Origin of the sequence: Gemella sanguinis ATCC 700632 (assembly GCF_000701685.1) — a bacterium.
Lineage (GTDB): Bacteria > Bacillota > Bacilli > Staphylococcales > Gemellaceae > Gemella > Gemella sanguinis.
This window is the reverse complement of record NZ_KL370813.1, coordinates 23,466-49,440: the sequence shown is the minus strand read 5'-3', so window position 1 is coordinate 49,440 and position 25,975 is coordinate 23,466. Positions and strand designations below refer to the sequence as shown.

Genomic DNA, 25,975 nt, shown 5'->3' with positions numbered 1-25,975 from the left:
CACTAAGTAAATTTAGATTTACTTAGTGGTTTTTTAGAGCGGTCTGTAATTAAAGATTATTTTTTAATACTGGAACTAACATAGCTTTTTTAACGTCTTCTGCAGTATTGTCTTGTAATAAGTAGTTAACTATTTCATATCCAAATAATATAGCTACAGCTGGTCCCTGCGCTGTAATTACGTTTTTATCTATAACAACAGCTTTTTCAGAGTTGTAATTTTTATAATTAATTTCTTTATCAAAACCAGGGTAAGATGTTACTTCTTTGTCGTCTGTTATTCCAGCAGCGCTAAGCACTATAGGAGCGGCACAAATAGCGGCAACTAATTTTCCAGAATTATACATTGTTTGATAAAATTCAATAATTTTTTTATTATCTCGAAGTAAAGTACTTCCTGGCATACCACCTGGTATGACTATTGCATCATAGTCCAAAATATTATTTACTTCGTCTATTTTTTTGTCTGCGAGTATTTTTACATTGTGTGAACTTGTTATAAAATCTTCATTATTTGCAGAGATAAGATCAACTTCTAGATTAGCGCGACGCATAATGTCCAGCGGAGCGATAAATTCTAATTCTTCACTACCATTTTCAATAAATAAAGCAACTTTTTTTGTCATAAGAACCTCCGAAAATTTATTATATCTACTTATATTTTATAATATTTCCTAGAAAATATAAAGTTATAGAAAAAAAGCAACCACATCCGGAATGTGGTTGCAAAGTTCAAGCTTTTAAAATTATTTAGAAATTTCTAGAACTCCGTAGCCTGTGTCACGGCGTTTGTAAACTATAGAAACTTCTCCAGTTTTGTCATCTAAAAATGCAAAGAAATCGTGACCTAAAAGTTCCATTTGGAAAACAGCTTCTTCTCTTGTCATAACTTCAACTTTAAGTTGTTTAACTTTTCCAAGATTTACTGATGGTTCTTCTACATCTTCTAATTCGCTAGTAAGAAGATTTTCGTTAACAAATCCTTTTTCTCGACCTTTTCTATTGATTTTTGTTTTGTGTTTTCTCATTTGTCGTTCTAGTTTGTCAACAGCTAAATCTACTGCAGCATACAAGTCTTCGTTAGTTTCTTCTGCACGAAGTGTAACACCTTTTAAAGGCACAGTGATTTCAATTTTTTTCTTATTATTTTTGTATACTTTAGCATTAGCGTAAACGTTTGCTTCTAAACTGTCAGCAAAGTATTTTTCTAATTTAGAAACTTTGTTTTCAACATATTCTCTAATTGGTTGAGTGATTTCTAAATTTTCTCCTCGTACTTGATATCTTAACATTTTAAAGCACTCCTTTCATAAAGTAGACAATCTACTTTATAGGGTTTCCCCTTATTTTATACATTTATTATAACATTATTTGATAACGTTAGCAACTGTAAAAAGACAAATAGTGGATTTTTGAAAAATATATATTTATTTGCTTTGTAAATATATTTTTGTTAAAATGAAATTAAAGACAATATTGTAAGGAATTATAGTTTATTACAAATATTAAAAAGAAGAATTATCTGAGATGATACTCAAAGATTATTATAAAATAATGTTATGCATTATTTTATAGAATGCTTTTATTATTGCTGTATTAATAGTAGTATTGGAAATTTTATTTTTATATTAGACAGGCAATGAGCAAGAGTAATAGGGATATTGAAAGTTTTAGGGAGTAAGTTATGTTTTTTGAAAAATATTGTGAATTTATTGAGGCTTTGTATTGCGTGCATTATTGCAATATTACTGAAAATAAAAAGATAAATTATTACAAAAATATATATAATGATTATTTGAAATTTGGGAAAAGAAATAAAGATTTTGAAGAAATATACAATGATATAACGTCAGGAGTAGTCTGTACTTTAAATTATTCTGATTTAGAATTTTTAAAAAAGTATAATGGGCTACTTTTTTCTATTTCTGACTTAATAAACTTAAAAATTAAAATACATTATTTAGATTCTTGTCCTCATGTTAAAAAGCAATTAGGTGTAGAAAATAAAAAGAAACAACATTATTGTATTAGATGCGGAAATACTAGTCAAAATTTATTTTATAGTTATAAAAATGAAGATGTTAAGATAGTTTATTGCATGAGATGTATAGAATTTGGTCGTGTAGATAATTTTACACCTATGTTTCAGATTAACATTCCGGTTATAAATAAGAAGAATATAATAAAACCAAGTACTAAACTTAGCGATCTGCAGAGTGAGGCAAGTAAACAATTAGTAATTAATACTAGAAACAATAAAAATACTTTAGTTTGGGCTGTTTGTGGAGCAGGTAAGACAGAGATAGTTTATGAGATAGTTTATGACTCCGTTATGTCTAATAAACGTATCTGTATGGCTATTCCTAGAAAAGATGTAGTAAAAGAATTATACACTAGATTTTCTAAAGATTTTAGAGGTTTAGATATTAACGTCTTGCATGGTGATGAAAAAAGTTTTGTTGATTCAAATTTTTATATTATGACAACACATCAGTTAATAAAATATTATAAGTATTTTGATATTGTAATTATTGATGAGGTAGATGCCTTCCCATATTCAGGTGACGAGTGTTTAGAAGAGGGTGCTTTATCAAGCTTAGTAGAAGAAGGTGTTTTAGTATTTTTATCAGCAACACCATCAAAAAAAATTAAAAGTTATGTGGATGAAATAATAAAAATCCCGATTAGATATCATGGTTACTTATTACCTGTACCGAGAATAAGAAAAGTAAATAAAAAGGTATTAATTTTTGAGGAAAAATCAGAAATAATAAATAAATATATCTTAGATATTTTAAACAAAAAACGTAGATTACTAATATTTGTTCCAATAATAGCTATGTGCCAAAGTCTCAAGAATTATTTAGAAAAGTATATTTCAGAAAGTATTAAAATAGATTATGTCTATAGCGAAGATAAAGACAGATCCAAGAAAATCCAAAGGTTTTATAATAAAAAAATTGATATACTAATAACGACAACAATATTAGAAAGAGGTGTAACCTTTGACTATTTAGATGTTATGGTCTTCGATGCTGGGCATAAAAATTTTACAAAAGAATCGTTAATACAAATTGCAGGAAGAGTAGGGAGAAAAGAGTATGATAATACGGGAGAGATAATTTATTTTAGTGACGAAATAACTAAAAATATAAAACATGCAATAAAAGAAATAGAATATATGAATAATTTAGCTAGCTACAGAAAGCTAAATAAGGAGTAAATATGAAATGTATGTATTGTAAGAAAGAGATAGTGGAAAAACTCAGTTTTAATAATGTTTTTTCTAAAAAGGATAGTTTAGTTTTATGTGGAGAATGCAAATATAATATTGACATAAATATAACTGAACTAGCAGAATATACCTTGTATTATTTTGGTGATTATGAGTTTTTAAAGGAGATTATATATAATATTAAATACTCTGGGGCTATTCATAAAGCGGAAAGATTTAGAGAGCTTTTTAGCTTGTTTTTTAAAAAATATAAGTTTAATCTCGTTACAATAGTGCCGATAAATAATACGAGGAAATACACTAGAGGTTTTGATCATATAGCGCAGTTGTGCAATGTTTGTAATGTGAAATACACTAACACCTTGCAATGTGACTATCGAGAAAAACAATCAAAACTTCATAAAAAACGTGAAAAGCATAAGTTTAGAATTATAGATAATCTAAATTTTGAAAAATATCCTAAGAGAATCTTGATAGTAGATGATGTAATAACGAGTGGTAATACGTTAATAAGTTGTGCAGAAGTGTTAAAGGAAAGATTCCCTGATGCGGAAATTTGCTTTTTAACATTAGCTAAATCATAGAAAAAATATGATGTATTTACTATACGTATTTTTCTGTTTTGTGGTATAATTTATAAGTTAAAAAAATAGTTAGGAGATGGTTAAAACAAAAATTTTATTTTCACTAATAATGATAGTACTTATTTTGGTATTAGTTTATTACTTAACGAAAAAATTTGAATTGAAGAAGGATCAAATAATTATATTTTGGATATTAGTATTATTTTGGTCGGCAATTAGTATTATTAGGGCGTATAGAAAGCTCTATGCTATTACTCCTGTAGAAAATGGAGGATTATCATTAACACCTCTTTTAGCTTCTCAAATAGCTGCAGGATATGGTTTGATGAGTTTAATAGTAAGATTACCTATGTTTATAGCGAGTGATATATTTAGACGACGTAAAATATTCGTTCAAATATCACTGTTTTTACTAATTGTAACTTCGTTTTTAGTAGCCTTTAATGGTAGTTATACTACTTTATATTTATCATCGTTATCTTTAGGTATAAGTGCGACAATGTTAGCATTGTTTAATGTTATGTTTTCGGAGACTTTCTCTAAAGAAAAAGCTGCGTTATCAGTATCTATTTTATCAGTAGCGCCGCTTCTTGCTGAATTTATCGCAGCACCAATACAATATATCTTTACTATAAATGAATATAAACATTTTAATTATATGTGGATAGTATCAGGTATATTGGCTGTTGCAACATTTATTTTAACATTTATGATGAAAGACTATCGTCCAGTTAATAGTGGTTTTTCATTCGATAAAGTTAAAGTAGTATTAAAACATGGAAGTTTTATCTATGTTTGTATAATGGCCTTATTACTTTCATTTGTGAAGTTTGCGACAAGTGGAGCTAATATGATAGCATACGGAAAAACTTCATTAGGAATGAGTCCTCTTATGCTTGCTTATATGGATGCTGTGTTTGCTATTCCACAGCTAATAGCAGGTGTTTTAGTAGGGGTGTATTTCACAAGAAAATGGGGGCTACAAAAAACATTACTATTTATGTTTGGTTGTGCGTTAGCATTCTACATTATAGCTCTATATGTAAATAATCCATATATAATTTACTTTAGTTATATTCTAAATGGTTTAGGTTATGGTGGAGCATATAACGTGCTTATCTCTCTTGCTATGCAATATTTTGATAGAGAGTATAGAAATGTAAGTATGGGAATATATCAAGCATTCTTTGCACTAGGAATTTTCTATGGTGATTATGTATATGTTTGGATAGCTAAACATGTAGCTAATGGTTTATTCGGTTTTGACCAAAGTAAAGCAATATTCTTAATAGTTATAGGTATTACATTATTAAGTATGCTAATGGTTAAGCTTAGAGTAAAAGATAAATAAAAAAAGGATCTGACTTTTTAGTCAGTTCCTTTTTTTATTTTTAGTGTCCAATAAGATCGGTTCTCATCCAACCTTGTTTTCCTTTGTAAGTTACGTAAGACCACTCTTCTCCTTTAGAGTTTCTTTCAGTGAAATCAACATATACTGTATCACCTTTTTTAGCAGTATCTAGAACAGAGCTTGAATCATTTGAAGAACTTCTTAGGTTAACCCCAGCATCTACATATATTTTAGCAGGTCTATTACTGAAGTATGTACGATTACTACCAGAACTAGAAGAGTTAGAAGAACTAGAAGAGTTATCTTTAACTATAATAGTTTCTTTTTCTTTTTCTTTCTCTTTTTCTTTCTCATTTAGACCATTTACAGTGAATGTACGTTTGAATTCACCTTTTGTATCTAATTTTAATTTTTGTGCTGTATTATGATTTAAAGTAATAGTAACTTCTACTTTATCACCATTTTTTAAGTTTTCTTTTTTATCGTAAGAAATATCAGGTTTTGATAAGAAGTTAGAAATCTCAGTAGAAGTATTAGCTACTTCTGGGATTTTTTTAATATCTACTTCAGGTTTTCCTTCTCCATTTGTACCATAAGTTACGAAATTAATTTCATAAGCTGAAACATCTACAACATTTTCTTTTTTCATAAACTTATTATATCCGAAATATAGACCTACAACTAGAACTAAGAAAGTTACTACAGCTGTAATAATTATTGGAATAGGGCTCTTTTTCTTTTCTTTTTTAGGTTCTTCGTTATAACTATTGTTGTCATTATAATTATTATTGTCGTTATAATTGTTATAGTTAGGATTTACCGGTGGTACATTATACTGTTGGTTGTTTTGTTGATTATAATATTGTTGGTCATTAACCGTATTGTTGTATTGAGTATTTTGGTTATCATATTGTTGACCAGTGTAACCAGGATTATTATATTGACCGTTATAATCAGGGTTATTGTATTGCTCGTTATATTGATTATATTGGTCATTTGGATAGTTGTTATATTGATCGTTATTGTAATTAGGATTATTATTCTGGGAATTATAATTCCTGTTGTTATTTGGGTTTTGATTATTCATAAATTTCTCCTTTTATTATTATTCTGCGTAGTCTCCACCTGGAGCATTTAGGTACTCTTCAAGTGGAATATTTTTTTCATAAAGTATTTTTGCGACATCTTGACCAACATATCTAATATGCCAGCTTTCTTCCATGTAACCAGTTTTTTCTACGAATTCTGGTTTATATCTAACGATAAATCCATATTTATGTGCGTTATTAGCAAGCCATTGAGCAGCTTTTTTACTACGTTCGCTTGTTCCTTCAGAACCTAGCAGCTGACCATCGCTATCGATAAGGTCAAATACTAAACCTGTTTGGTGTTCACTGTATCCAGGACGAGCTGAGAATCTATCCGCTTCTGCTTTTCCGTGTGCAGATACATAGTTGTTATATAAGCCAACTTGTGTCTCATAAGATCTAAATCCTGATACTTGATTTGTAATATCCATTCCAGCGCTTTGAGCATCTTTAATTAGCTTATTAACATTTTTTCTCGCTGTTGGATCTTCACCAGGGTTATAGTTTTTAGGTAAAGGGTGTTTTTTGTTAGCTAGTACTATACCGTTTATAACAGTAGGTTCACTAACAGTTTCTGGAGTTTTACCTTTTTGTGATTCTGAGTTTTCTTTGTTGTCAGAATTTTTAGAGTTACTTTGATTATTAGAACTGTTTGAATTATTATTGTCTTTTTTTGTTTCGGATGTATTATTTGTTGATGAAGTATTTGAGTTAGAAGAACTTTCGTCATCTTTTGTTAAATAATATAGACCACCAAGAGCAAATGTAAGGACAATTATACTAACAGTAACAATAGTTATAATATGTCTTTTCATAAATTTTCTCCTTTCCTTAATAAAAACATACTTTATAAGAATACTATAATTTTATACGTATTTCTCCTATGTTATATATGATAAGTTGAAGTTTAGATTTTGTCAATATAAAATAAAAAAATATAGTAATTTAATAAAGATTTTTCAATTTTTATGTCTTTTCAAAAATTAAGGGGAAAACAATGGATAAAATTCAAAAAAATTGTTTTAAATTGAAAGATTAATAGTGAAATATTAAATTTTATTTTCCTTTAAAAAAGTAGTAAAATTTGGTATAATTAATAGGATATAGAACAGAGGTTCTCTATAAAAAACGAAAAAGGAGTGTTAAATTGAATAATAACATTTCAGAAAGTCTAAAAAAAGAATTAGAGAAATTATTAGAGAATAAATTTTTCTTTAAAAAGCCTAGTAATACTAAAATAATTGTTTATTCACTTACTTTTATTGCGTTAGTTGTTTTAAGTGCTTTACTTAATGTTGTGGAAATAGGTGCTTTTCTAGCAGTATTTCCTTTAACTTATGTATTAGGAGCTAGAGGGCTGAAATACTACTTACCACTGGTTTTATCTGGTGTTGTAATATTGATGTTTTTCTCAAGTCCATATATGCTATTTTGGTTTACTATGCATATGGTACTAGCGTTTATTGTGTATCAATCTATAGTAACAAGAAACTCTAAGGTGTTTCTAGTTACAGCAGTTTCTGCATTTTTATTTTTAGGAATTGCTATTTACACAGCATTATTAGTAAAAAATGGAATTTTAAATATTACAAATGAACAAATTAATCAATTTGTAAATGATATTCAAAAAGAAAGTACACTTTCTAATCAGACTATTGATAAAAGTGTCTTATTATCAACGATTGATTCGTTGAAAAGAACTTTCCCTGTAACATTGTTTATTACGTTATTCTTATACAGTTTACTATTAGTTCAATATACATTATCTATGTTAGGAAGAGAATATATTATTATTCCTACGTTTCCTAAGTTTAGTAGAATTACTCTAAGTCCTCGTATTGCGAACATCTATATAGTTTTAGTTATTATAGAGTTAATAGTAGGTGTGCAAGTAGGAGATAATTCTAATAATTTTTGGTATGTATTATTGCAAAATACTAATACTATATTAGGACTTGTCTTTGCACTTAATGGTTTATTTACAGCATTTTTCTTTGCTGAATTAAAAGAAAATGAAACTAGTATAAAAATAATGTTAGTTATATTGTTTATAATATTTAATCCAATTTTAGAAATGCTTGGGTTTGTAGACAGTGTATTTAAGCTGAGAGAAAATTATATTATTATGAAGAAAGGAAGATAGCGATGAATGCAAAAAGAAAGTATGAATTAATTATTTTAGCGATTGTTATTTTAGGTGCTATAGTAATAGGTCTACTAAGTTTAGAAAGCTTAGCTATATATTTCTTAGTGTTGCTTCTTGCACTAATCCCTATCTACTATTATTCTAAAAAAGTTGCTGAACAAACTGAAAAATATGTTAGCAAGCTAACTAATCGAATAAAAGATTCGTCTGAAAAAGGAATAAATAAATTTCCTATTGGTATTATAGTGATAGATGAAAATAAAAATATAGAATGGGCAAATAATTTTATTTATAAACATATAAAAGTTGAAGAAATAAAAGGTGTTAATATACTAGAACTTATGCCTGAAATTGAAGAAATCTTTGATGTAGAAACACCAGTTGATAATCAGTTCGAAATTTTTGGGAAACATTACAAAGTTAATTATCAAAAAGATAGTGGTTATATTTACTTCTTTGATATTACTGAAAGTAAAGTAGTAATGCAGAGATTTCGTGATACAAGACCTATTATTTTAAACTTAAGTCTTGATAACTATGAAGATGTTTATGACTCATTAGATGATGAAGTGGCAAGTAGCTTTGATGCCACTGTAGTTAGAATTTTAACTGATTGGGCTAAGAAAAATAGTATTTATTTAAAACGATTAGATGAAGATAGATTTATAGGTCTTTTAAATGTTAAAGATCTTAAAAAGATAGAAAAAGATAAGTTCCAAATATTAGATTCAATTAGAAACTTAAAAGAAGAATTTGATGCACCAATTACCCTTAGTATTGGTGTAGGGATGGGAACAGATTTCTTACCGGAGCTTGGTGAATTAGCAAAAAGTTCTCTAGACCTTGCATTAGGACGAGGTGGAGACCAAGTTGCTATGAAAGACGTTGATGGAACGATTAAGTTTTATGGAGGTAAAACTAATCCGCAAGAAAAACGTACAAGAATTAAGGCAAGAGTTATATCAAATGCCCTTGCTGATATTATTTCTGATAGTGATAAAGTTATAGTTATGGGGCATAAACGTCCTGACTTCGATGCTATTGGAGGTTGTGTAGGTATTTATACTTTTTCAAAAATAGTAGGAAAAGATTGTTACATAATTTTAAATGACAGTGATAAAGATGAAACTATTCAAAAAGTTATGTTAGAAATTGAAAATACTGATGAAACATTGGCGAAAGTATTCATTAATAGTGATGAAGCTTGGGAGTTAATGACACCTCAAACAACATTGATTATTGTAGATACTTCAGATGCTTCACGTGTTATAGATGCTGCGATATTATCAAAAGCAAACAAAAAAGTTATAATTGACCACCATAGACGTGGTGAAGATATAATAACAAATCCGCTATTAACGTATATAGAACCATATGCGTCATCATCATCAGAGTTAATAGCTGAATTGATTGAATATCAAACAAAAATTGAAAAAATTACACCACTAGGAGCAACAATTATGCTAGGTGGTATAGTAGTTGATACTCAAAACTTCTCAATAAGAACCGGTTCAAGAACATTTGATGCTGCTGCTTATTTAAGAAGTAATGGAGCAGACCCAACTAAAGTAAAAACTATCTTAAAAGAACCAATTGAAAACTTTATGAATAGAGTAGAAATTATTAATAATTCTATTCAGAAAACACCAGAAATAGTAATAGCTAAAGCGCCAAGTGAAAAAACATATACAAACGTTATGTTAGCTCAAAGTGCTGATTTACTACTTACTTTAAAAGGTATTGAATGTAGTTTTGCAGTTGGATACTTAGATAAAAATAGAGTAGGTATTTCTGCTAGATCATTAGGTAATATGAATGTTCAGTTAGTAATGGAAGAGCTTGGCGGAGGTGGACACCTTGCTAATGCTGCTACTCAAATAGAGGGTGTTGACATTGATACAGCAGTGTCAAGATTAAATGATGCAATAGATCACGTATTATTACAGTAGTTTAATAAATTTAAAAGTGAATTTTATTTAAAGGAGATAGGGTAATGAAAGTTATATTTTTAGAAGATGTAAAAGGTAAAGGTAAAAAAGGAGACGTTAAGGAAATTGCTGACGGATATGCAAAATTCTTAATCACAAATAAAAAAGCAGTTCAAGCAACTAATGCTAATATGGCTACATTAAAAGGACAACAAAAACGTGTTGAAAAAGATAAGCAAGAAGAATTAGTTCAAGCTAAATTATTAGCAAAACAATTAGAAGATGTTGAAGTTAAAATTGCTGTTAAAGCTGGAGAAGGTGGAAGATTATTTGGATCAGTTTCTTCAAAACAAATTGTTGAAGAACTTAAAAAACAACATGATCTTAAAGTAGATAAGAAAAAAATTGATTTACCACATGGAATCCAAGCTTTAGGATATACAAATGTAAAAATTAAATTACACAGTCAAGTAGAAGGAACTATTAAAGTTCATGTAGTGGAACAATAATAATTATGTAGGTGGAAGAATGAAATATCATATAGATTCTGTTATTTTAGCAGAGCAATCTCTGCTTGGAGCTCTTATGCAAGAGCCAGAAAAATTAGTAGAAGTTAAAGCTGCAGTAGATGCAGAAGACTTTTATGATGAAAAAAACAAGGATATTTATAATGCTATTTTACGTTTAGATGAAGCGGAAATAATACCTGATACCACTACAATATTTGAAGAAATTAATAATAGTGGGGCATTCAAATCTATGGATGCCTCATTATATATAGTGGAGCTTTATGATATTACGCCAAGTACACGTAATATAATGCATTATGCGAACTTAGTGAAACGATATTCTATATATCGTGAAATTCGTTCAGTTTTATTAAGCAGTACTGAGGAGATGAATCAAGGGAATGCTGATATCGATTCATTAACTGCTACTTTATTCGACCAAGTGGAAAGAGCTATGGAACGAGCAAAAACTTCACAGTTCAAAAATATGAAAGATATAACTGGTGAAGTATTCCAAGAAATAGTAGCACGTATGTCTGGAGAGGGTCAAAATATCGCTATACCAACAGGGTTTAGTACATTAGACCAAATTGTTGGATTAGGAAAAGGAGACCTAGTAATTTTAGCAGCTCGTCCTTCTATGGGGAAAACAGCCTTTGCATTAAACATTGCCTTAAATGTAGCAGGTAAGAACCATAGAGATGAGAGTGAGAAAAAAACAGTAGCTTTATTCTCTTTAGAGATGGGTGCAGATCAATTGGTATCTAGGATGATTTGCAGTGAAGGAATGTTAGACTCTGAAAAAATCAAAAAAGGTACTTTAGATAATGATGACATGATGAAGCTAGAAACAGCTGTTCATTTCTTAAATCAGAAAAATATTTTTATCGAGGATAGTGCATTTATAAAAGTTAATGAAGTTAAAGCGAAATGTAAACTTCTAAAAAATGAACATGGTTTAGATCTTGTTGTTATCGACTATTTACAACTTTTACAAGGAAGTAAAAGAACAGATAATAGACAACAAGAGGTTTCTGAGATTTCTCGTAGTTTAAAACAAATGGCTAGGGAATTGGACTGTCCAGTTATAGCATTATCACAGTTATCACGTAGTGTTGAATCGCGTCACGATAAACGTCCTATGATGAGTGACCTTAGAGAATCTGGAAGTATTGAGCAAGATGCCGATATTGTATCATTCTTATATCGTTCAGATTACTATAGAAGTGAAGATGCGGACGAAAATGAAGTTCAAGAACCTAGTGACGTTTCTACTGTTGAAGTTATTATAGCTAAAAACAGAAATGGTCAAACAGGTACAGCGGAATTAGCATTTATGAAACGATATAATAGATTCGTTTCAAAAAGCTATGGTGAATAAAGTATAAAATACTATAATTTAAATGAAATCTTAGGAGAGAATTAATATGAAATTTAAAAATAAAAGGTTAATTTCAGCTGCGATTGTAGTAGTGTTGGTAATTGTTTCACTAATAGGTGGAACAGTAGGATCAAAAAATCAGAAAAAAGATGCATCTGATGGATATCTAGCAGATTTTCTAATGAATCAGACAGTTCATAAATTAACATTAAAAGAAGGTAGCGGAAGCGAAGTTATTCAGAAAATTTCTGTTGAAGGTGAAATTGGTTCAGAAATGACTAATACATATTCAAGAGGATCAATAATAAATCAAATTAAAGTTGCCTCAGCAGATCCAAATGTAAAAGCAATTTTATTATCTGTAAATACTCCTGGTGGAGGAGTATATGAAACTGCAGAAATTTATAATGCTTTAAAAAATAGTGGAAAAGATGTTTATGTAGCAATGAAAAAACAAGCAACATCAGGAGGTTATTATATCTCTATGGCTGCTAAGAAAATCTATGCTAATTCAGAAACAACTACTGGATCAATTGGGGTAATAATGAGTTATGTTTCTGCCCAAAAATTCTTAAATGAACATGGAATTAAACAAGAAACTATTCGCTCAGGTGATCAAAAAGCAATAGGTGGACTTGCAGAAGATTTACCAGAATCTACTAGAAAAATTTATCAAGAACAAAACAAAGAAGCATATGATAGATTTGTTAAAGCTATTGCTGAAGGACGTAATATGAGTGAAGATGAAGTTAAAAAACTAGCAGATGGAAGAACTTATAGTGGTAAACAAGCGGTAGAAAATAAATTAGTAGATAAAATCGGGACAGAAGATGAACTTATTAACTTAATCAAAGAGGAGAAGAACCTAAGTAATCCAAGTGTTATTGAATTAAGAAAAGATAGTTCATCAGAAAGTATTTTATCTAGATTAGTAAAAGCTACAACTAGATCAATTATTTCAGAATTCAATAGTGAAGCGTCATCGACTAGTGTAGAAAGAAGTTATTTAGGTTAGGGGGTAGTTATAATGACTAATAATGAAAATACAAACCCTGATTATCTAGGTAATGAATCAAACCTTGATCAAAATAGTGAAACTTCACAAGTGAAACACCAAAATGAGGACTTAACATCAGATACTATCCAAACTAGCGAGTCAACTACTAATAATGAAAGTAATGAGACGTTGCAGTCTGACTACCAAAGTAGTGAACCGAAAGAAAATCAAAATAATGAACAATCTGTAAAAACCGAAAATTTAACTCAGCAAGTTAACCAAACAAATAATCAAAGTTATAATTACAATAATTATTACCGTAATGTAGATTTTTCATTACCAACAACATTTGAAGATTATATAAAACTATCAGAAAACTTCTATGCAGGTTTTTGGCAAAGATTTATTGCCTATATAATAGATTTAATAGTAGTTTTCTCAATAACTGGATTGTTCAATACGGTGACATTAAATTATTTAAACGTAGAGATTAAACTTTTTTTAATTAGAGAATTTACTTTAAGCTTTGTGATAGTATTATTTACTTACTTTATTCTTATGACATATTTCTTTTCTCAAACATTAGGTAAAGTAATAATGAAGATAAAAGTAGAAACAAATAAAGGTGAAAAACTATCGTGGTCTGATGTAATTTATCGTGAGACTGTAGGAAGAATACTAATGACAGTATTATTCTGTACTCCTTATCTTTTAGTAGGTATACTGCCTAAGAAAAAAGGATTACATGATTATATTGCTGATACTGTTGTTGTTAAAGAAGACTTTTCTAAGTTAAGAAAACAAATGAATGAAAAAATAAGAGCTTTATAGCCAAAAAAAGATGCAATATTTTAAAATTGCATCTTTTTTCTTCTATTTATCGTAACCAAGATACCCGATAGCAACAGCACGAGGCCCTGCATGGCATCCAATAACTGGAGAAACAACTTCAATTTCAGTTTCGATATCTCCAAACACTTTTTTAATTGTATCTTGTGCTTTAGCAAGTAAATCATCACTTGTATATAGTATGAATAGTGATTTTGGATTTTTTTCTTTAATTTCTTCACACATTTTCGTAAGAACTTTATTCATACCTCTATGCTTTCCAGAAACAGTTAATAAACCATCTTTAACTGTGATAATAGGTAGAATGCTTAATAAGTTTGATAAAAAGAACTGAGCTTTAGTTAAGCGTCCACCAGCATAAAGGAAGTCCATAGTTTCTACTGTTACTAGAACGTTTTGTTTTTCTAAAAGTTCTTTGTATTTACTTTCTATATCTTCATAAGCAAGTGTTCCTGCTGTGTAATCTTTAACAATTTTTTCAATAGCACAACCAACCATTCTAGCTACTTGTTCAGTATCTATTACTTTAATTTCAAGTCCATCGATAAGATCTTTTGCTTGTAAGAATGATGAATAAGTACCAGATAATTTTGAAGATACACTAAAAGCTACTATTCTTTCATAACCTTCACTTTTTAGTTTTTCATATACTTCTAAGATTCTTCCAACTGATGGTTGGCTAGTGCTAGGTTTCATACCAGCATTTACTTTTTCGTAAAATACCTCAGGAGTAATAGTTACATTATCTATATAAAGTTCATCGTCTAGACGAACCTCAACTGGAATTACAGTTAAGATTGGATTGTTTTTTTCGAATTCTTGATTAATTTGTAATGCTGAATCACATACAAATGCTGTTTTCATAAGTTTCACCTCAAATATAAAATATACATTTAGTTTTTTTAATAATCATAAAGTTATGTAGAAAATTCTACTTAGATAATAATAAACTAAAAAATAAATTTTTTCAAATAAAAAGTGAAACGATATGTTAACTTATATTGAAGTATTTTGTGATTAAAGTTGATTTATATATGATGTTAAAGCTTTCATCCATCTAAAATATTTTTAAAAGATACATTGTTTATCTCTAATTATATTTACATTTATTTGATGAAAAGATATAATAAGTTATAGAAAATATTTAGTTTGTTTACTAATGCTATAATAAAAATGAATGATTGAATTAGATTGATTTATGTTATAATAATATTTATACAGCGATGGAATTAGGAGGATTCAGGATGATTTTAGAAAATATTTCAGGACCAAAAGACCTTAAAGAATTAACAATTGAAGAATTACATACTCTTGTAGATGAAACAAGAACAGCGTTATTAGAAAAAATAAGTGCTCATGGTGGACATAGTGGGCCAAACTTAGGAATGGTGGAGATGACAGTTGCCTTGCACCATGTATTTGACTCTCCAGTTGATAAGTTAGTTTTTGATGTATCACATCAGACTTATATTCATAAAATGTTAACAGGGCGTCAAAAGGCATTTACAGATCCTAAACATTATGATGATGTCTCAGGATATACTAATCCAAAAGAAAGTGAGCATGATCTATTTACTATTGGTCATACATCAACTTCTTTATCTTTAGCAAGTGGTATACTACATGCAAGAGACTTGAAAAAAGAAAAAGGTAATGTTGTGGCAATTATTGGAGATGGTTCTTTATCAGGTGGTATGGCTTATGAAGGGTTAAACACAATAGCAACATTAGGAACTAATGCAATAATTATAATAAATGATAATGACCAATCTATTGCTAAAAATCCTAAAGGTGGTATATATACTGCATTAAGAGAGCTGCGTGAAAATAAAGGTCAGGTAACTAACAATATTTTTAAAGCATTAGGATATGATTATCACTACTTAGAAGATGGTAATAACTTAGAAGAACTAATTTCATTATTTAAAGAAGTAAAAGATATAGATCATCCAGTAGTATTACATATTTACACAGAAAAAGGTAAAGGATTTGAACCTGCTGAAAAAGATCACGAAAAATTCCATGCTGGTGGACCATTTAGTTTAGAAACTGGAGAATATAAAAATCAAGGTAACTCTTCTCAAACATACAATGGTATTACATCTCAGTATTTAGCTAAAAAATTAGAAGAAGATTCATTGGCTGTTGTTGTAAATGCAGGGACACCAAGAATAGTTTTCGACAGAAAATTAAGAGAGAAATTTAGAAGTCAGTTTGTAGATGTTGGTATTGCTGAACAACAAGCAGCAACTATGACAACAGGACTAGCTAAAAATGGAGCAAAGCCTATTTGGTCAGTATTTTCTACATTCTTACAAAGAGCATATGACCAACTTTCTCATGATATGGCATTAAATAATCAAGCAGGGGTAGTATTAGTCTATGGTGCTTCAATAAACTCAATGAATGATGAAAGTCATTTAGGATTTTTTGACATACCATTTATATCTCATATACCAAACTTTGTTTACCTAGCCCCGACTAATAAAGAAGAACATTTAGCAATGTTAGATTGGGCAATTAATCAAGATAAACATCCAGTAGCTATTAGAGTTCCTGTAGGAAGTGTTGTGGAAACTGGCGAAGAAGATACAACAGATTATTCTATATTAAATAAGAATAAAGTAGTTAAAGCTGGGAAACAGGTTGCAATATTTGGAGTTGGAAACTTCTATGGCTTGGCTGAAAAAGTCGTTGAACAACTGAAATCTAAACATAATATAGAAGCAACATTAGTAAATCCAAAGTTCTTAACAGGTTTGGATAAAGAATTATTAAATTCTTTAGAAGAAAATCATAAGTTAGTTGTAACGATTGAAGATGGTATAGTAGAAGGTGGATACGGTCAAACTGTAGCAAGTTTCCTAGGAAATATAGGCTTAAAAGTGCAAAACTACGGGATAAATAAAAAATTCTATGATAGATATAAAGTAGAAGAATTAATGGAAGAAAATGGTTTAACCGTAGATAATATAGTAAAAAATATTATAGAAAGTCTATAAAATAAGTAAAAGCATCCTCAATTTTTTGAGGGGGCTTTTTCTATTTAAAACTATATTATATAAATTATTTTGTTTAGAAATATATGTAGTTAAAGTCATTAGAGTAGGGTTTTATAAAAAATTAAAGCGTTTTTCTTTTTAAAAGAAAATAACTGTATTAATTTTTTGAAACGTTAACATTATAATAAATGTAGGTGGTGAAGCAAATGGAGATTTTTAATTATGATAATAGAAGTTTGAGACTACTAAATATACTAGAATCTAACTTTTTAGTTCAGGATCAATACTTACTAGATGTATTAAAGGTAAGTTCAAAAACTATTAGTAATGAAATAAAATCTTTAAATGAATTATTTGAAGACTGTGCATACATAGAAAATAAAAATTCAAATTATAGTCTTTTTATTACAAAGTTAGAAGAATATTTAAAGAGAAAAAGATCTATATATGAAGCTAGTGTTAATTTTGATTCTAGTAAGGTAAGGCTAGTATATATATTTAAGACATTAGTTTCATCGGGTGAAAGTACCCTAATAGACGATTTAGCTTTTGAAATGATAGTTAGTAGAACAACTTTAAATTCCGATATAAAAAAATTAAATGACATTATAAGTAGTTATAATCTTGTTATAAAAGGAAAACCTAATACAGGTATTAAAGTAGTTGGTCTAGAAAAAGATATTAGAATTTTTATTCTAGAAAATATTTTTAATTATATGTACAAGGAAGATATTTTTGATAAAGATGATAATATATTTTTTGATGAAACATTTGAAAAGTACAAAATTGATAAACAGGCAAAAACTGAATTTTTCAGATACTTAACAGTATCTTTAGATCGATTTGCTAATGGCTTTTATCTAGACTTTGAAGAAAAGCAATATGAAGAATTATTAAACAACTATGCACAACATTTTATTAAAGAGATAAGTGATTATATAGAGAATAAATACAAGATAAACTTATCTACTGATGAAATCAAATTTTTAGCGATTTGCTTTGCTACGATGAGAGTTCCTACAAAAATAAATAAAATAAGAGAAAATCTAAAATATACTGAAGAGTATACAAAACTTGTTCAGGAAATTTTAGAAACAGTTGTTTACGAGTATGGACTTGAATTTGATACTTCGGATATAATTGAAGAGTTTATCTATCACATATACTTCTTAATGGAACGATTAAAATACGGTGTTAGATATAACAACAATATGAAAGAGAAAATTAAAGAACAATATCCGGTATCATATAAAATTGCTAAAACTGCCAGTAAAGTAATTAACAATAAGTATAACTATATAGTTTCAGAAGATGAAATTAGTTATCTAGCAATATATTTTGAAACATTATTGAAGAAAATAAAAGTTCAATCTGAAAATCTAAGTATCTTGTTGATAACTAATTCAGGACCAGCATATAGCAAACTTATGATAAATGAAATAGAAAGTATAATAGTAAATTCACAAGTATCAGCATACACCACTTTTGAAAAAGTTGATTATAGTAAATTTAATATTATAATTTCTACTGAAGATATAAAGTTTGAAACAGAAACACCGGTTATTTATCAAAATGAAATTTTAGATAAGATGTACTTGAAAAAAGAAATTAATTTTTTACAATATGTTAATAAAATGAATAATCCTAGTATTCGAGGAATGGAATCAGTATTGCTAAGCTCGATGAGAGAAGAGACATTTTTCAAATGTGATAGTAAAAAAACATATGCTGAAAATATTGACTTTATGATAGAAGAGTTAATAAAACAGCATTTAGTAGATGATAAGTTTTTAAAGAGAATCAGAGAAAGAGAAAAAAAATCGTCTATGATTTTTGAGAAAAATGTAGCATTTCCACATACAATAAATAAACTGGGAGATGATTTAATAATTGCTCTAGGGGTAAGTGAAAAAGGATTTAAGGATAATAAAGACTTAAAACTAATATTTATGGCGTGTGTACCCGAAGGAGAAAAAAATGGGTTGATTTTAGCTAAAACCTACGATGAATTAATTTCTATTATTAAAGATGAAAAATTAATTACAGACATATCTAAAATAGATAATTATGACTTATTAGTAAATTACTTTATAAAAAATACTAATTTATATAGATAGCAATTAGGAGGACATATGAATTTAATAGTTTTAGGAATACTCTTTATTTTAGCGTTTATTTTACAGTATGCTCTAACTTATGTTCAGTTAAATAGTTTCAAACGAAGCTATAGTAAACTTAGACGAATAGGTAGAGTAGTAATAGGAAGAAAAAAAGGTGCTGCACGTGCGGGAGCAATTGTTATGCTAGCTATAGACGATAATGATAAGGTTATCACTGGAGAAGCTATGCAAGGAGTAACAGTACTTGCTAGATTTAAAAAATTTGAATATTTCAATGGTCTTAAAGTAGGGACTATAAATAGAGAAGATTGTAAAGCGATAAAACTATCAGCATCTTTAACTAGTGCAGTGCTTGACGGTGTTGTTAATTATAAAACAATTTCTGCTGGTGGACAGGTTGAAATGGAGCCAAGTCCATTTGGGAAATTAGCAAAAAAATTAAAATTAAATTAAATATTATAAGGAGGACAATATGGATTATATTGTTAAATTAGCATCAGGCTTTACAGGTTTATTTGACGAAGGTGCAAAAGTATTCGTAAGTTGGGTTGGAGGAATCGTACCGAAAGTATTATTACTACTTGTATTTATGAATGCATTAGTCGCTTTTATTGGACCACACAGAGTAGAAAAATTTGCTAAAGTGTGTTCTAAAAATGTAATTTTAGCTTACGGAATTTTGCCATTCGTTTCTGCATTTATGTTAGCAAACCCTATGGCATTATCAATGGGTAAATTTTTACCAGAACGTATGAAACCTAGTTATTATGCATCTGCATCATATCACTGTCACACGAACAGTGGGGTATTTCCACACATTAACGTTGGTGAAATCTTCATCTACTTAGGTATTGCAAATGGAATTACTCAATTAGGATTAGACGTTACACCATTAGCAATTAGATACCTTCTTGTAGGGTTAGTAATGAACTTCTTTGCTGGATGGGTTACAGATTTTACAACAAAAATGGTTATGAAACAACAAAAAATTGAATTAAGTAATGAATTAAAAGCGTAGGATTAGGAGAAATAATTATGACATACGGAACAATTAAAATAGAAAAAGGTAGTGGTGGTTTCGGTGGACCTTTAGTAGTAACTCCAAAACCAGGAAAAGATAAAATTTTATATATCACAGGTGGTGGAGCTGAACCTGAAATCGTAGAAAAAATCGTAAAATTAACAGGTGCTACTGCGGTTAATGGATTTAAAACATCAGTACCAGACGAAGAAATTTTCTTAGCAATTATTGACTGTGGTGGAACATTGCGTTGTGGTATTTACCCACAAAAAAGAATTCCAACAGTTAACATTATGCCTGTTGGACCAAGTGGACCACTTGCTAAATTTATTAAAGAAGATATTTATGTTTCAGCTGTAGGATTAGATCAAATCTCATTAGCTGAAGGTAGTGAAGAAGTAGTAGTTGAGGAAAAAACTCAAGAAGAACCAAAACGTGAATTTAAATATAGTGCAGATAAAAAAGTTTCACAAAGTTTAGCAGAAAATGCTAAATCATCTGTTATTCAAAAAATTGGTATGGGTGCTGGTAAAGTAGTTCATACATTATACCAAGCTGCAAGAGATGCAGTTCAATCAATGATTACAACAATTTTACCATTTATGGCATTTGTTGCGATGTTAATAGGGGTTATCCAAGGATCAGGATTTGGTAACTGGTTTGCTAAATTATTAACTCCGCTAGCAGGGAACATCTTTGGATTAGTAGCTTTAGGATTTGTATGTTCTATTCCATTATTATCAGCGTTACTTGGACCTGGTGCAGTAATTGCACAAATTATCGGTACATTAATTGGGGTTGAAATCGGAAAAGGAACTATTCCACCGCAATTAGCTCTACCTGCATTATTCGCAATCAACACACAATGTGCTTGTGACTTTATCCCAGTTGGTTTAGGTCTTGCAGAAGCTGAACCAGAAACAGTAGAAGTAGGGGTAGTATCAGTACTTTACTCAAGATTTATTATTGGGGTACCAAGGGTTATCGTAGCTTGGTTAGCAAGCTTTGGAATGTACTCTTAAAATTTCATAGGAAGCGGTCTTCGCTTCCTACATTAACGACGTAGTCGACCGTAAATGAAGGAAATAAAAAATAAGCAAAGGAAGAATGATTATGATAATTTATGAAAATACAGTAAAAAGTAAAGGAAGTCTTGTAGGTGAATTTGGTGATGGGATGTTTATCCTTTTTGGTGATAATGCACCAGATATGTTAAAAGATTATTGTTATGGAATTGATGTAGTACCTACTAATGCAACTATTGAAGTAGGTCAAACATTAAAAGTAGATGGAGAAGAGTTTGAAATTCTTGGTGTAGGTGATGTAGCTGAGAAGAACCTAGTTGATTTAGGTCATCTAACAGTGCATTTCTCTGGTGATTTAGATAATTTATTACCAGGGGCAATCGTAGTGGAAGAAAAAAGCTGTCCAGCAATTGGTATTAATACAAAAATTACAATAGAAAAATAATAAGGAGAAATAATTATGAGTTGGTTAAATTTAGAAGGAAAAACAGTAGTAGTAACAGGTGGAGCATCAGGTATTGGAGCAGCAGTAGTTGATGAATTCTTAAATCAAGGATGTAACGTAGTAGTAAGTGACTTAGCAGAAAAAGAGTCTGATAATGATAAATTACTATATGTTAAATGTGATGTAACTAAGAGAAGTGATGTTAAAGAAGTTGTAGCTAAAACTTTAGAAAAATTTGGAACAATCGATATCCTTGTAAATAATGCTGGAATTAATATTCCTCGTTTATTAGTAGATAAAAATGATCCTGAAGGTAAATACGAGTTTAGTGATGAAGAGTATGATAAAATTATGGATATAAACGTAAAAGGTCTATTTATCTTCTCTCAAGAAGTTGGACGTGTACTTGTAGCTAAAGGTAGTGGTGTAATAGTAAATATGTCATCAGAATCTGGGTTAGAAGGATCAGAAGGACAAAGTATTTATGCAGCAAGTAAAAATGCTGTAAATTCATTAACACGTTCTTGGGCAAAAGAATTAGGAAAACAAGGAGTAAGAGTTGTTGGAGTAGCACCTGGTATCTTAGAAGCAACTGGACTAAGAACATTAGCTTATGAAGAGGCATTAGCTTATACTCGTGGTGTAACAGTAGAACAAATTCGTGCAGGATATACAAGTACAAAAACTACTCCATTAGGACGTGATGGAAAATTATCAGAAGTAGCAGATTTAGTTGCTTATATAGCAAGTGATAGAGCTAGCTATGTCCATGGTGTTACATATAATGTAGCAGGTGGAAAAACAAGAGGATAATATGTTTAGTTGGAGTATATATTATATGCTCCAACTTTATTTAGTAGAAAAGAATAGTTTGTAAAGAAAATGTTTATAGACTATAATTAAATATGTAAAAGAATAATAATATAGGAGGCGACTATGGAAATTAAGGCGGTATTATTTGATATGGATGGCCTAATGGTCGACACAGAAAGTCTATCTACAGAAGCTTTTATAAATTCAGCAAAAGCTCAAGGTTATAATATGACTAAAGAGGAAACTTTGAAAGTTTTAGGATTTACTAAAGCAAATATTTATCAATTTTGGATTGATTATTTTCAAGGAACAAATGTAGATGGAAAAAAATTGGTAGATGATCATTATGAATATATTGAAAATGTTTTGTATACAGTTGGCCCAGGAAAGATGCCTTATGTGGAGGAATTATTAAAATATTTAAGAGAAAATAATTACAAAATTGCAGTTGCTTCTTCATCAGATACGGCAGATATTAAAAATAACTTAGAAAAAACAAAGTTAGAAAAATATATAGATGAGATAGCTAGTGGAGCAGAGGTGGAAAATGGGAAGCCTGCTCCAGATGTATTTTTATTAGCTGCTAAAAGATTAGGTGTAGATGCAAAAGATTGTTTAATTCTAGAAGATTCAAAAGCAGGGATAAAAGCTGGAAAAGCTTCAGATGCGATGGTATTTATGGTTCCGGATATGTTTACTGTAGATAAAGAATGTGAAGATACAGCAGACAGAATATTAACAAACTTGGGAGAAGTAATAGAAATATTGGAGGGTAAAAATGAGTAAAATATTTTTAGATAGTGCAGATATTAATAAAGCAAAAGAAATAGCTAAATATTACAGTATAGCAGGGATAACAACAAATCCAAGTATACTATCTAAAATAGATAAACCTTTAGAAGAAAAGTTAGCGGAAATTAAAGAGTTTGCTTATGATAAGTATGAAATTCACGTTCAAACGACTGAAAATTCTGCACAAAAAATATTAGAAGAAGCCAAAAAATTAAAAGCATACTTTGGAGAAACATTTTTCATAAAAATTCCAGTAACTAAAGAAGGTTTAGAGGCTATTAAATTATGTGATAAAGCAGGTATTAATGTAACTGCAACAGCGGTGTTATCTGCAATGCAAGCATTAGCTGCAGCAAAAAATGGAGCGAGTTATGTTGCTCCTTACGTGAATAGATTAGAAAATATTGGTCAAGATGCTGAGGAAGTTATTGTAGAAATAAAAGAATTGTTAAAAGATTATAAAACAGAAATATTAGCAGCAAGTTTCAAAAATGTTAAACAGTTTAAAAATATACTTCTTTGCGGAGCGGAAGCTGCTACAGTAGCGCCAGATGTGTTAGAAACAAGTATTTGGCATCCATATACTGATAAATCAGTAATTGACTTTGAAAAAGATTGGGAAAGAAAATTCAATAGAAGTAAAGTAGTAGATGCTTTAAAATAAATAAAACACTCCTTAGAATATTGATCTAGGGAGTTTTTATTATGTTCGGATATTTGTTGACTGTCAACTTATTTATATATATAATTATATTATTGTATGCTAAAAGGTGTTGGTAAATTAAAATCGGCCCGGATAGCATTATTGTTTCCCGAACAATTAACTAAGTTGATAAAATTTTTATTTTAAGGAGAAGTCTATGTTAGGTTTTGTTTTTGATGTTGATGATACTTTGTATGAACAAATAGTTCCATTTAGAGATGCGTATAATAAATTGTTTAAACACAAAGTTGATATCGAGAAGTTATATTGTTTAAGTAGGTACTATAGTGAGGTAAAATATGAAGATTCAAGAAACGGAAATATGACTGTAGATGAATATCACATTTACCGAGTTAAACAAGCGGCAAATGATTTAAACATTATATTAAGTGATGAAGAGGCACTGGATTTTCAAAAAGAATATAAGAAAAATCAAGGCCGTTTAGAAATGACTGAGCTAACAAAAAGTATCTTAGATTATTCCCTTGGAAATAATATTAAACTTGCAGTTATTACAAATGGACCTAGTGATCATCAATGGTCAAAGGTAAAGGTACTAGGTGTAGAAAATTGGATACATAAAGATAATATTATAGTTTCTGGCGACCTTGGTATAAATAAACCTGATAAAAGAATTTTTGAACATGCAGAGAAAAAATTAAATTTAAATAAAAACAAGTTATTCTTCATAGGTGATTCATTAGAAAATGATGTTATAGGGGCTAACAATGCTGACTGGAATATTATTTGGATAAACCGCTATAATCAAAAATTGCCAAAAGATGTTAAAGTGTATAAAGAAGTTAAAAATAATGAAGAATTATTTTTGGAACTTAAAAAGATAGTTAAGGAAAGTTTATAAAGTTTATGTAATTATAGTTTTATGATAAAATTATACTATAAATTAAAAATTTGTTATTATTATAACCAAATATAAAGGAGACCATAAGTATGAAACTAGTACTATTTAATTTAAGAGAAGATGAAAAAAGTGCATTAAATAATTGGATTGCTTCACATCCTGAAGTGGAAGTTGATGTGCATTCAGAAGAGCTAACAGCTAGTAATAAACATTTATTAGAAGGTAAAGATGGTGTAGTTCTTGCCCAAAATAAACCTTTCGAAAAAGAAGTTTATGAATACGCAAAAGAGCAAGGAATAAAAGTATTTGCTACACGTTCAGCAGGATTTGACATTTATGATTTAGAATTAATGAAAGAATTGGATATTAAAATGACTAATGTTCCTTCTTATTCTCCAAACGCAATTGCTGAGCATGTACTAACAACAGCTTTAAGAATTAGTAGAAATACTAATAAAATCCAAAGAAATGTAGAAAAACACAATTTCACATGGAATCCTGGTATCTTATCAAGAGAACTAAGAACATTAACAGTAGGTGTAATAGGAACAGGTAGAATTGGAACACAAGCAGCTAGACTATTTAAGGCTTTAGGTTCAAAAGTGCTAGGTTATGATATTTATCCTAATGATGCTGCTCGCGAAGTATTAGAATATGTTGACAACATTGATGATCTTATTACTAATTCAGATATTATAACTATCCACATGCCAGCTATAAAAGACTATAATCATATGGTAAATGATGAATTTTTATCAAAAATGAAAGATAATTCTATCTTGTTAAATGCGGCAAGAGGTATGTTAGTTGATACTAAAGCATTACTACGTGCACTTGATAGTGGTAAATTGTTAGGTGCGGGATTAGATGTTTATGAAAATGAAGGTAAATATGTGCCTAAAAACTTCGAAGATAAAGAATTTGATGATGAATTACTACAAACACTAATAGATAGAGATGATGTAATTTATACACCACATACAGCCTTCTATACAGAAACAGCTATTCAGAACCTTGTTGAAGGTGGATTAGAAGCGGCTGTAGAAGTAATTAAAACAGGTACATCTGTAAATGTAGTAAATTAATATTATTATGTGAATACCCTAGAACGTTTGTTTTAGGGTA

At 29.4% G+C, this 25,975-nt stretch carries 25 protein-coding genes; 20 read left to right on the top strand and 5 right to left on the bottom strand.

What is annotated here, in order from left to right:
* Positions 1–49: 49 nt before the first annotated feature.
* Both T369_RS0108035 and hpf read right to left on the bottom strand, forming a co-directional pair.
* Complete coding sequence (locus T369_RS0108035) at positions 50–625, bottom strand: DJ-1 family glyoxalase III (protein WP_031554037.1); 576 nt, start codon at positions 623–625, stop codon at positions 50–52.
* 120 nt (positions 626–745) lie between these two features.
* The gene (gene hpf / locus T369_RS0108030; protein WP_006364061.1) at positions 746–1,291 is read right to left on the bottom strand and encodes a ribosome hibernation-promoting factor, HPF/YfiA family; all 546 of its coding nucleotides are present in this window, start codon (positions 1,289–1,291) and stop codon (positions 746–748) included.
* 392 nt (positions 1,292–1,683) lie between these two features.
* Between hpf and T369_RS0108025 the strand changes: the two genes are divergently transcribed.
* The 3 genes from T369_RS0108025 to T369_RS0108015 all read left to right on the top strand — a co-directional run bounded on the left by T369_RS0108025 (position 1,684) and on the right by T369_RS0108015 (position 5,169).
* The gene (locus T369_RS0108025) at positions 1,684–3,222 is read left to right on the top strand and encodes a DEAD/DEAH box helicase (RefSeq protein WP_031554034.1); all 1,539 of its coding nucleotides are present in this window, start codon (positions 1,684–1,686) and stop codon (positions 3,220–3,222) included.
* A gap of 2 nt (positions 3,223–3,224) precedes the next feature.
* On the top strand, positions 3,225–3,818 hold the full coding sequence (locus tag T369_RS0108020; protein WP_031554031.1) for a ComF family protein: 594 nt from the start codon (positions 3,225–3,227) through the stop codon (positions 3,816–3,818).
* Positions 3,819–3,894: 76 nt separating this feature from the next.
* Positions 3,895–5,169: an MFS transporter gene (locus T369_RS0108015; RefSeq protein ID WP_031554028.1), complete on the top strand. Its 1,275-nt coding sequence runs from the start codon at positions 3,895–3,897 to the stop codon at positions 5,167–5,169.
* 40 nt (positions 5,170–5,209) lie between these two features.
* Here the strand turns inward: T369_RS0108015 and T369_RS0108010 are convergent, their stop codons facing one another.
* Both T369_RS0108010 and T369_RS0108005 read right to left on the bottom strand, forming a co-directional pair.
* Positions 5,210–6,256 carry an SH3 domain-containing protein gene (locus tag T369_RS0108010; protein ID WP_031554025.1) on the bottom strand — a complete coding sequence of 349 codons (1,047 nt, stop codon included), beginning with the start codon at positions 6,254–6,256 and terminating at the stop codon, positions 5,210–5,212.
* 18 nt (positions 6,257–6,274) lie between these two features.
* Complete coding sequence (locus tag T369_RS0108005) at positions 6,275–7,072, bottom strand: M15 family metallopeptidase (protein WP_031554023.1); 798 nt, start codon at positions 7,070–7,072, stop codon at positions 6,275–6,277.
* Between the two features lie 332 nt (positions 7,073–7,404).
* Between T369_RS0108005 and T369_RS0108000 the strand changes: the two genes are divergently transcribed.
* Genes T369_RS0108000 through T369_RS08920 form a run of 6 tightly spaced genes read left to right on the top strand, consistent with a single transcriptional unit; the run spans position 7,405 to position 14,049 of the window.
* A complete protein-coding gene (locus tag T369_RS0108000) occupies positions 7,405–8,400 on the top strand; it encodes a DUF2232 domain-containing protein (protein WP_031554021.1) in 996 nt (331 codons plus the stop codon).
* 2 nt (positions 8,401–8,402) lie between these two features.
* The gene (locus tag T369_RS0107995; RefSeq protein WP_031554019.1) at positions 8,403–10,352 is read left to right on the top strand and encodes a DHH family phosphoesterase; all 1,950 of its coding nucleotides are present in this window, start codon (positions 8,403–8,405) and stop codon (positions 10,350–10,352) included.
* A gap of 44 nt (positions 10,353–10,396) precedes the next feature.
* Positions 10,397–10,840 (top strand): 50S ribosomal protein L9, encoded by a 444-nt coding sequence (gene rplI, locus T369_RS0107990; RefSeq protein WP_031554017.1) that lies wholly within the window; start codon positions 10,397–10,399, stop codon positions 10,838–10,840.
* 19 nt (positions 10,841–10,859) lie between these two features.
* Positions 10,860–12,221, top strand: a complete 1,362-nt coding sequence (gene dnaB, locus T369_RS0107985; protein WP_031554015.1) for a replicative DNA helicase — start codon at positions 10,860–10,862, stop codon at positions 12,219–12,221.
* A 46-nt stretch (positions 12,222–12,267) separates the two neighbouring features.
* A complete protein-coding gene (gene sppA, locus T369_RS0107980; RefSeq protein ID WP_031554012.1) occupies positions 12,268–13,236 on the top strand; it encodes a signal peptide peptidase SppA in 969 nt (322 codons plus the stop codon).
* Positions 13,237–13,248: 12 nt separating this feature from the next.
* Entirely contained in the window at positions 13,249–14,049 is an 801-nt protein-coding gene (locus T369_RS08920) for an RDD family protein (RefSeq protein ID WP_035496553.1), read from the top strand.
* Between the two features lie 42 nt (positions 14,050–14,091).
* On the opposite strand, the gene T369_RS0107970 is transcribed toward T369_RS08920, so the two are convergent.
* Entirely contained in the window at positions 14,092–14,931 is an 840-nt protein-coding gene (locus T369_RS0107970) for a DegV family protein (RefSeq protein ID WP_031554006.1), read from the bottom strand.
* A 380-nt stretch (positions 14,932–15,311) separates the two neighbouring features.
* Here T369_RS0107970 and T369_RS0107965 point away from each other — a divergent pair, with 380 nt between their 5' ends.
* The 11 genes from T369_RS0107965 to T369_RS0107915 all read left to right on the top strand — a co-directional run bounded on the left by T369_RS0107965 (position 15,312) and on the right by T369_RS0107915 (position 25,935).
* Positions 15,312–17,069 (top strand): 1-deoxy-D-xylulose-5-phosphate synthase, encoded by a 1,758-nt coding sequence (locus T369_RS0107965; RefSeq protein ID WP_031554003.1) that lies wholly within the window; start codon positions 15,312–15,314, stop codon positions 17,067–17,069.
* Positions 17,070–17,275: 206 nt separating this feature from the next.
* On the top strand, positions 17,276–19,186 hold the full coding sequence (locus T369_RS0107960; RefSeq protein ID WP_031554000.1) for a BglG family transcription antiterminator: 1,911 nt from the start codon (positions 17,276–17,278) through the stop codon (positions 19,184–19,186).
* 15 nt (positions 19,187–19,201) lie between these two features.
* Complete coding sequence (locus tag T369_RS0107955; protein ID WP_031553997.1) at positions 19,202–19,642, top strand: transcriptional regulator GutM; 441 nt, start codon at positions 19,202–19,204, stop codon at positions 19,640–19,642.
* A gap of 19 nt (positions 19,643–19,661) precedes the next feature.
* Positions 19,662–20,207 carry a PTS glucitol/sorbitol transporter subunit IIC gene (gene srlA, locus T369_RS0107950; protein WP_031553993.1) on the top strand — a complete coding sequence of 182 codons (546 nt, stop codon included), beginning with the start codon at positions 19,662–19,664 and terminating at the stop codon, positions 20,205–20,207.
* A gap of 17 nt (positions 20,208–20,224) precedes the next feature.
* Positions 20,225–21,232, top strand: a complete 1,008-nt coding sequence (gene srlE / locus T369_RS0107945; protein WP_006364083.1) for a PTS glucitol/sorbitol transporter subunit IIB — start codon at positions 20,225–20,227, stop codon at positions 21,230–21,232.
* A 91-nt stretch (positions 21,233–21,323) separates the two neighbouring features.
* Positions 21,324–21,680, top strand: coding sequence for a PTS glucitol/sorbitol transporter subunit IIA (locus tag T369_RS0107940; protein ID WP_031553990.1), 357 nt, complete (start codon positions 21,324–21,326; stop codon positions 21,678–21,680).
* Between the two features lie 15 nt (positions 21,681–21,695).
* Positions 21,696–22,493 (top strand): SDR family oxidoreductase, encoded by a 798-nt coding sequence (locus T369_RS0107935; RefSeq protein WP_031553987.1) that lies wholly within the window; start codon positions 21,696–21,698, stop codon positions 22,491–22,493.
* Between the two features lie 123 nt (positions 22,494–22,616).
* A complete protein-coding gene (locus T369_RS0107930; RefSeq protein WP_031553984.1) occupies positions 22,617–23,279 on the top strand; it encodes an HAD family hydrolase in 663 nt (220 codons plus the stop codon).
* On the top strand, positions 23,272–23,949 hold the full coding sequence (locus T369_RS0107925) for a transaldolase family protein (RefSeq protein ID WP_031553981.1): 678 nt from the start codon (positions 23,272–23,274) through the stop codon (positions 23,947–23,949). Before T369_RS0107930 ends, T369_RS0107925 begins: the two co-directional genes overlap by 8 nt.
* A gap of 196 nt (positions 23,950–24,145) precedes the next feature.
* On the top strand, positions 24,146–24,850 hold the full coding sequence (locus T369_RS0107920) for an HAD family hydrolase (protein ID WP_031553978.1): 705 nt from the start codon (positions 24,146–24,148) through the stop codon (positions 24,848–24,850).
* An 89-nt stretch (positions 24,851–24,939) separates the two neighbouring features.
* Entirely contained in the window at positions 24,940–25,935 is a 996-nt protein-coding gene (locus T369_RS0107915; RefSeq protein WP_031553975.1) for a D-2-hydroxyacid dehydrogenase, read from the top strand.
* Positions 25,936–25,975: the final 40 nt, after the last annotated feature.

What these genes read in the sequence shown, in the direction of transcription:
- T369_RS0108035 (WP_031554037.1), bottom strand. Translation starts at nt 625, where the DNA reads ATGACAAAAAAAGTTGCTTTATTTATTGAAAATGGTAGTGAAGAATTA.
- hpf (WP_006364061.1), bottom strand. Translation starts at nt 1,291, where the DNA reads ATGTTAAGATATCAAGTACGAGGAGAAAATTTAGAAATCACTCAACCA.
- T369_RS0108025 (WP_031554034.1), top strand. Translation starts at nt 1,684, where the DNA reads ATGTTTTTTGAAAAATATTGTGAATTTATTGAGGCTTTGTATTGCGTG.
- T369_RS0108020 (WP_031554031.1), top strand. Translation starts at nt 3,225, where the DNA reads ATGAAATGTATGTATTGTAAGAAAGAGATAGTGGAAAAACTCAGTTTT.
- T369_RS0108015 (WP_031554028.1), top strand. Translation starts at nt 3,895, where the DNA reads ATGGTTAAAACAAAAATTTTATTTTCACTAATAATGATAGTACTTATT.
- T369_RS0108010 (WP_031554025.1), bottom strand. Translation starts at nt 6,256, where the DNA reads ATGAATAATCAAAACCCAAATAACAACAGGAATTATAATTCCCAGAAT.
- T369_RS0108005 (WP_031554023.1), bottom strand. Translation starts at nt 7,072, where the DNA reads ATGAAAAGACATATTATAACTATTGTTACTGTTAGTATAATTGTCCTT.
- T369_RS0107995 (WP_031554019.1), top strand. Translation starts at nt 8,403, where the DNA reads ATGAATGCAAAAAGAAAGTATGAATTAATTATTTTAGCGATTGTTATT.
- rplI (WP_031554017.1), top strand. Translation starts at nt 10,397, where the DNA reads ATGAAAGTTATATTTTTAGAAGATGTAAAAGGTAAAGGTAAAAAAGGA.
- dnaB (WP_031554015.1), top strand. Translation starts at nt 10,860, where the DNA reads ATGAAATATCATATAGATTCTGTTATTTTAGCAGAGCAATCTCTGCTT.
- sppA (WP_031554012.1), top strand. Translation starts at nt 12,268, where the DNA reads ATGAAATTTAAAAATAAAAGGTTAATTTCAGCTGCGATTGTAGTAGTG.
- T369_RS08920 (WP_035496553.1), top strand. Translation starts at nt 13,249, where the DNA reads ATGACTAATAATGAAAATACAAACCCTGATTATCTAGGTAATGAATCA.
- T369_RS0107970 (WP_031554006.1), bottom strand. Translation starts at nt 14,931, where the DNA reads ATGAAAACAGCATTTGTATGTGATTCAGCATTACAAATTAATCAAGAA.
- T369_RS0107965 (WP_031554003.1), top strand. Translation starts at nt 15,312, where the DNA reads ATGATTTTAGAAAATATTTCAGGACCAAAAGACCTTAAAGAATTAACA.
- T369_RS0107960 (WP_031554000.1), top strand. Translation starts at nt 17,276, where the DNA reads ATGGAGATTTTTAATTATGATAATAGAAGTTTGAGACTACTAAATATA.
- T369_RS0107955 (WP_031553997.1), top strand. Translation starts at nt 19,202, where the DNA reads ATGAATTTAATAGTTTTAGGAATACTCTTTATTTTAGCGTTTATTTTA.
- srlA (WP_031553993.1), top strand. Translation starts at nt 19,662, where the DNA reads ATGGATTATATTGTTAAATTAGCATCAGGCTTTACAGGTTTATTTGAC.
- srlE (WP_006364083.1), top strand. Translation starts at nt 20,225, where the DNA reads ATGACATACGGAACAATTAAAATAGAAAAAGGTAGTGGTGGTTTCGGT.
- T369_RS0107940 (WP_031553990.1), top strand. Translation starts at nt 21,324, where the DNA reads ATGATAATTTATGAAAATACAGTAAAAAGTAAAGGAAGTCTTGTAGGT.
- T369_RS0107935 (WP_031553987.1), top strand. Translation starts at nt 21,696, where the DNA reads ATGAGTTGGTTAAATTTAGAAGGAAAAACAGTAGTAGTAACAGGTGGA.
- T369_RS0107930 (WP_031553984.1), top strand. Translation starts at nt 22,617, where the DNA reads ATGGAAATTAAGGCGGTATTATTTGATATGGATGGCCTAATGGTCGAC.
- T369_RS0107925 (WP_031553981.1), top strand. Translation starts at nt 23,272, where the DNA reads ATGAGTAAAATATTTTTAGATAGTGCAGATATTAATAAAGCAAAAGAA.
- T369_RS0107920 (WP_031553978.1), top strand. Translation starts at nt 24,146, where the DNA reads ATGTTAGGTTTTGTTTTTGATGTTGATGATACTTTGTATGAACAAATA.
- T369_RS0107915 (WP_031553975.1), top strand. Translation starts at nt 24,940, where the DNA reads ATGAAACTAGTACTATTTAATTTAAGAGAAGATGAAAAAAGTGCATTA.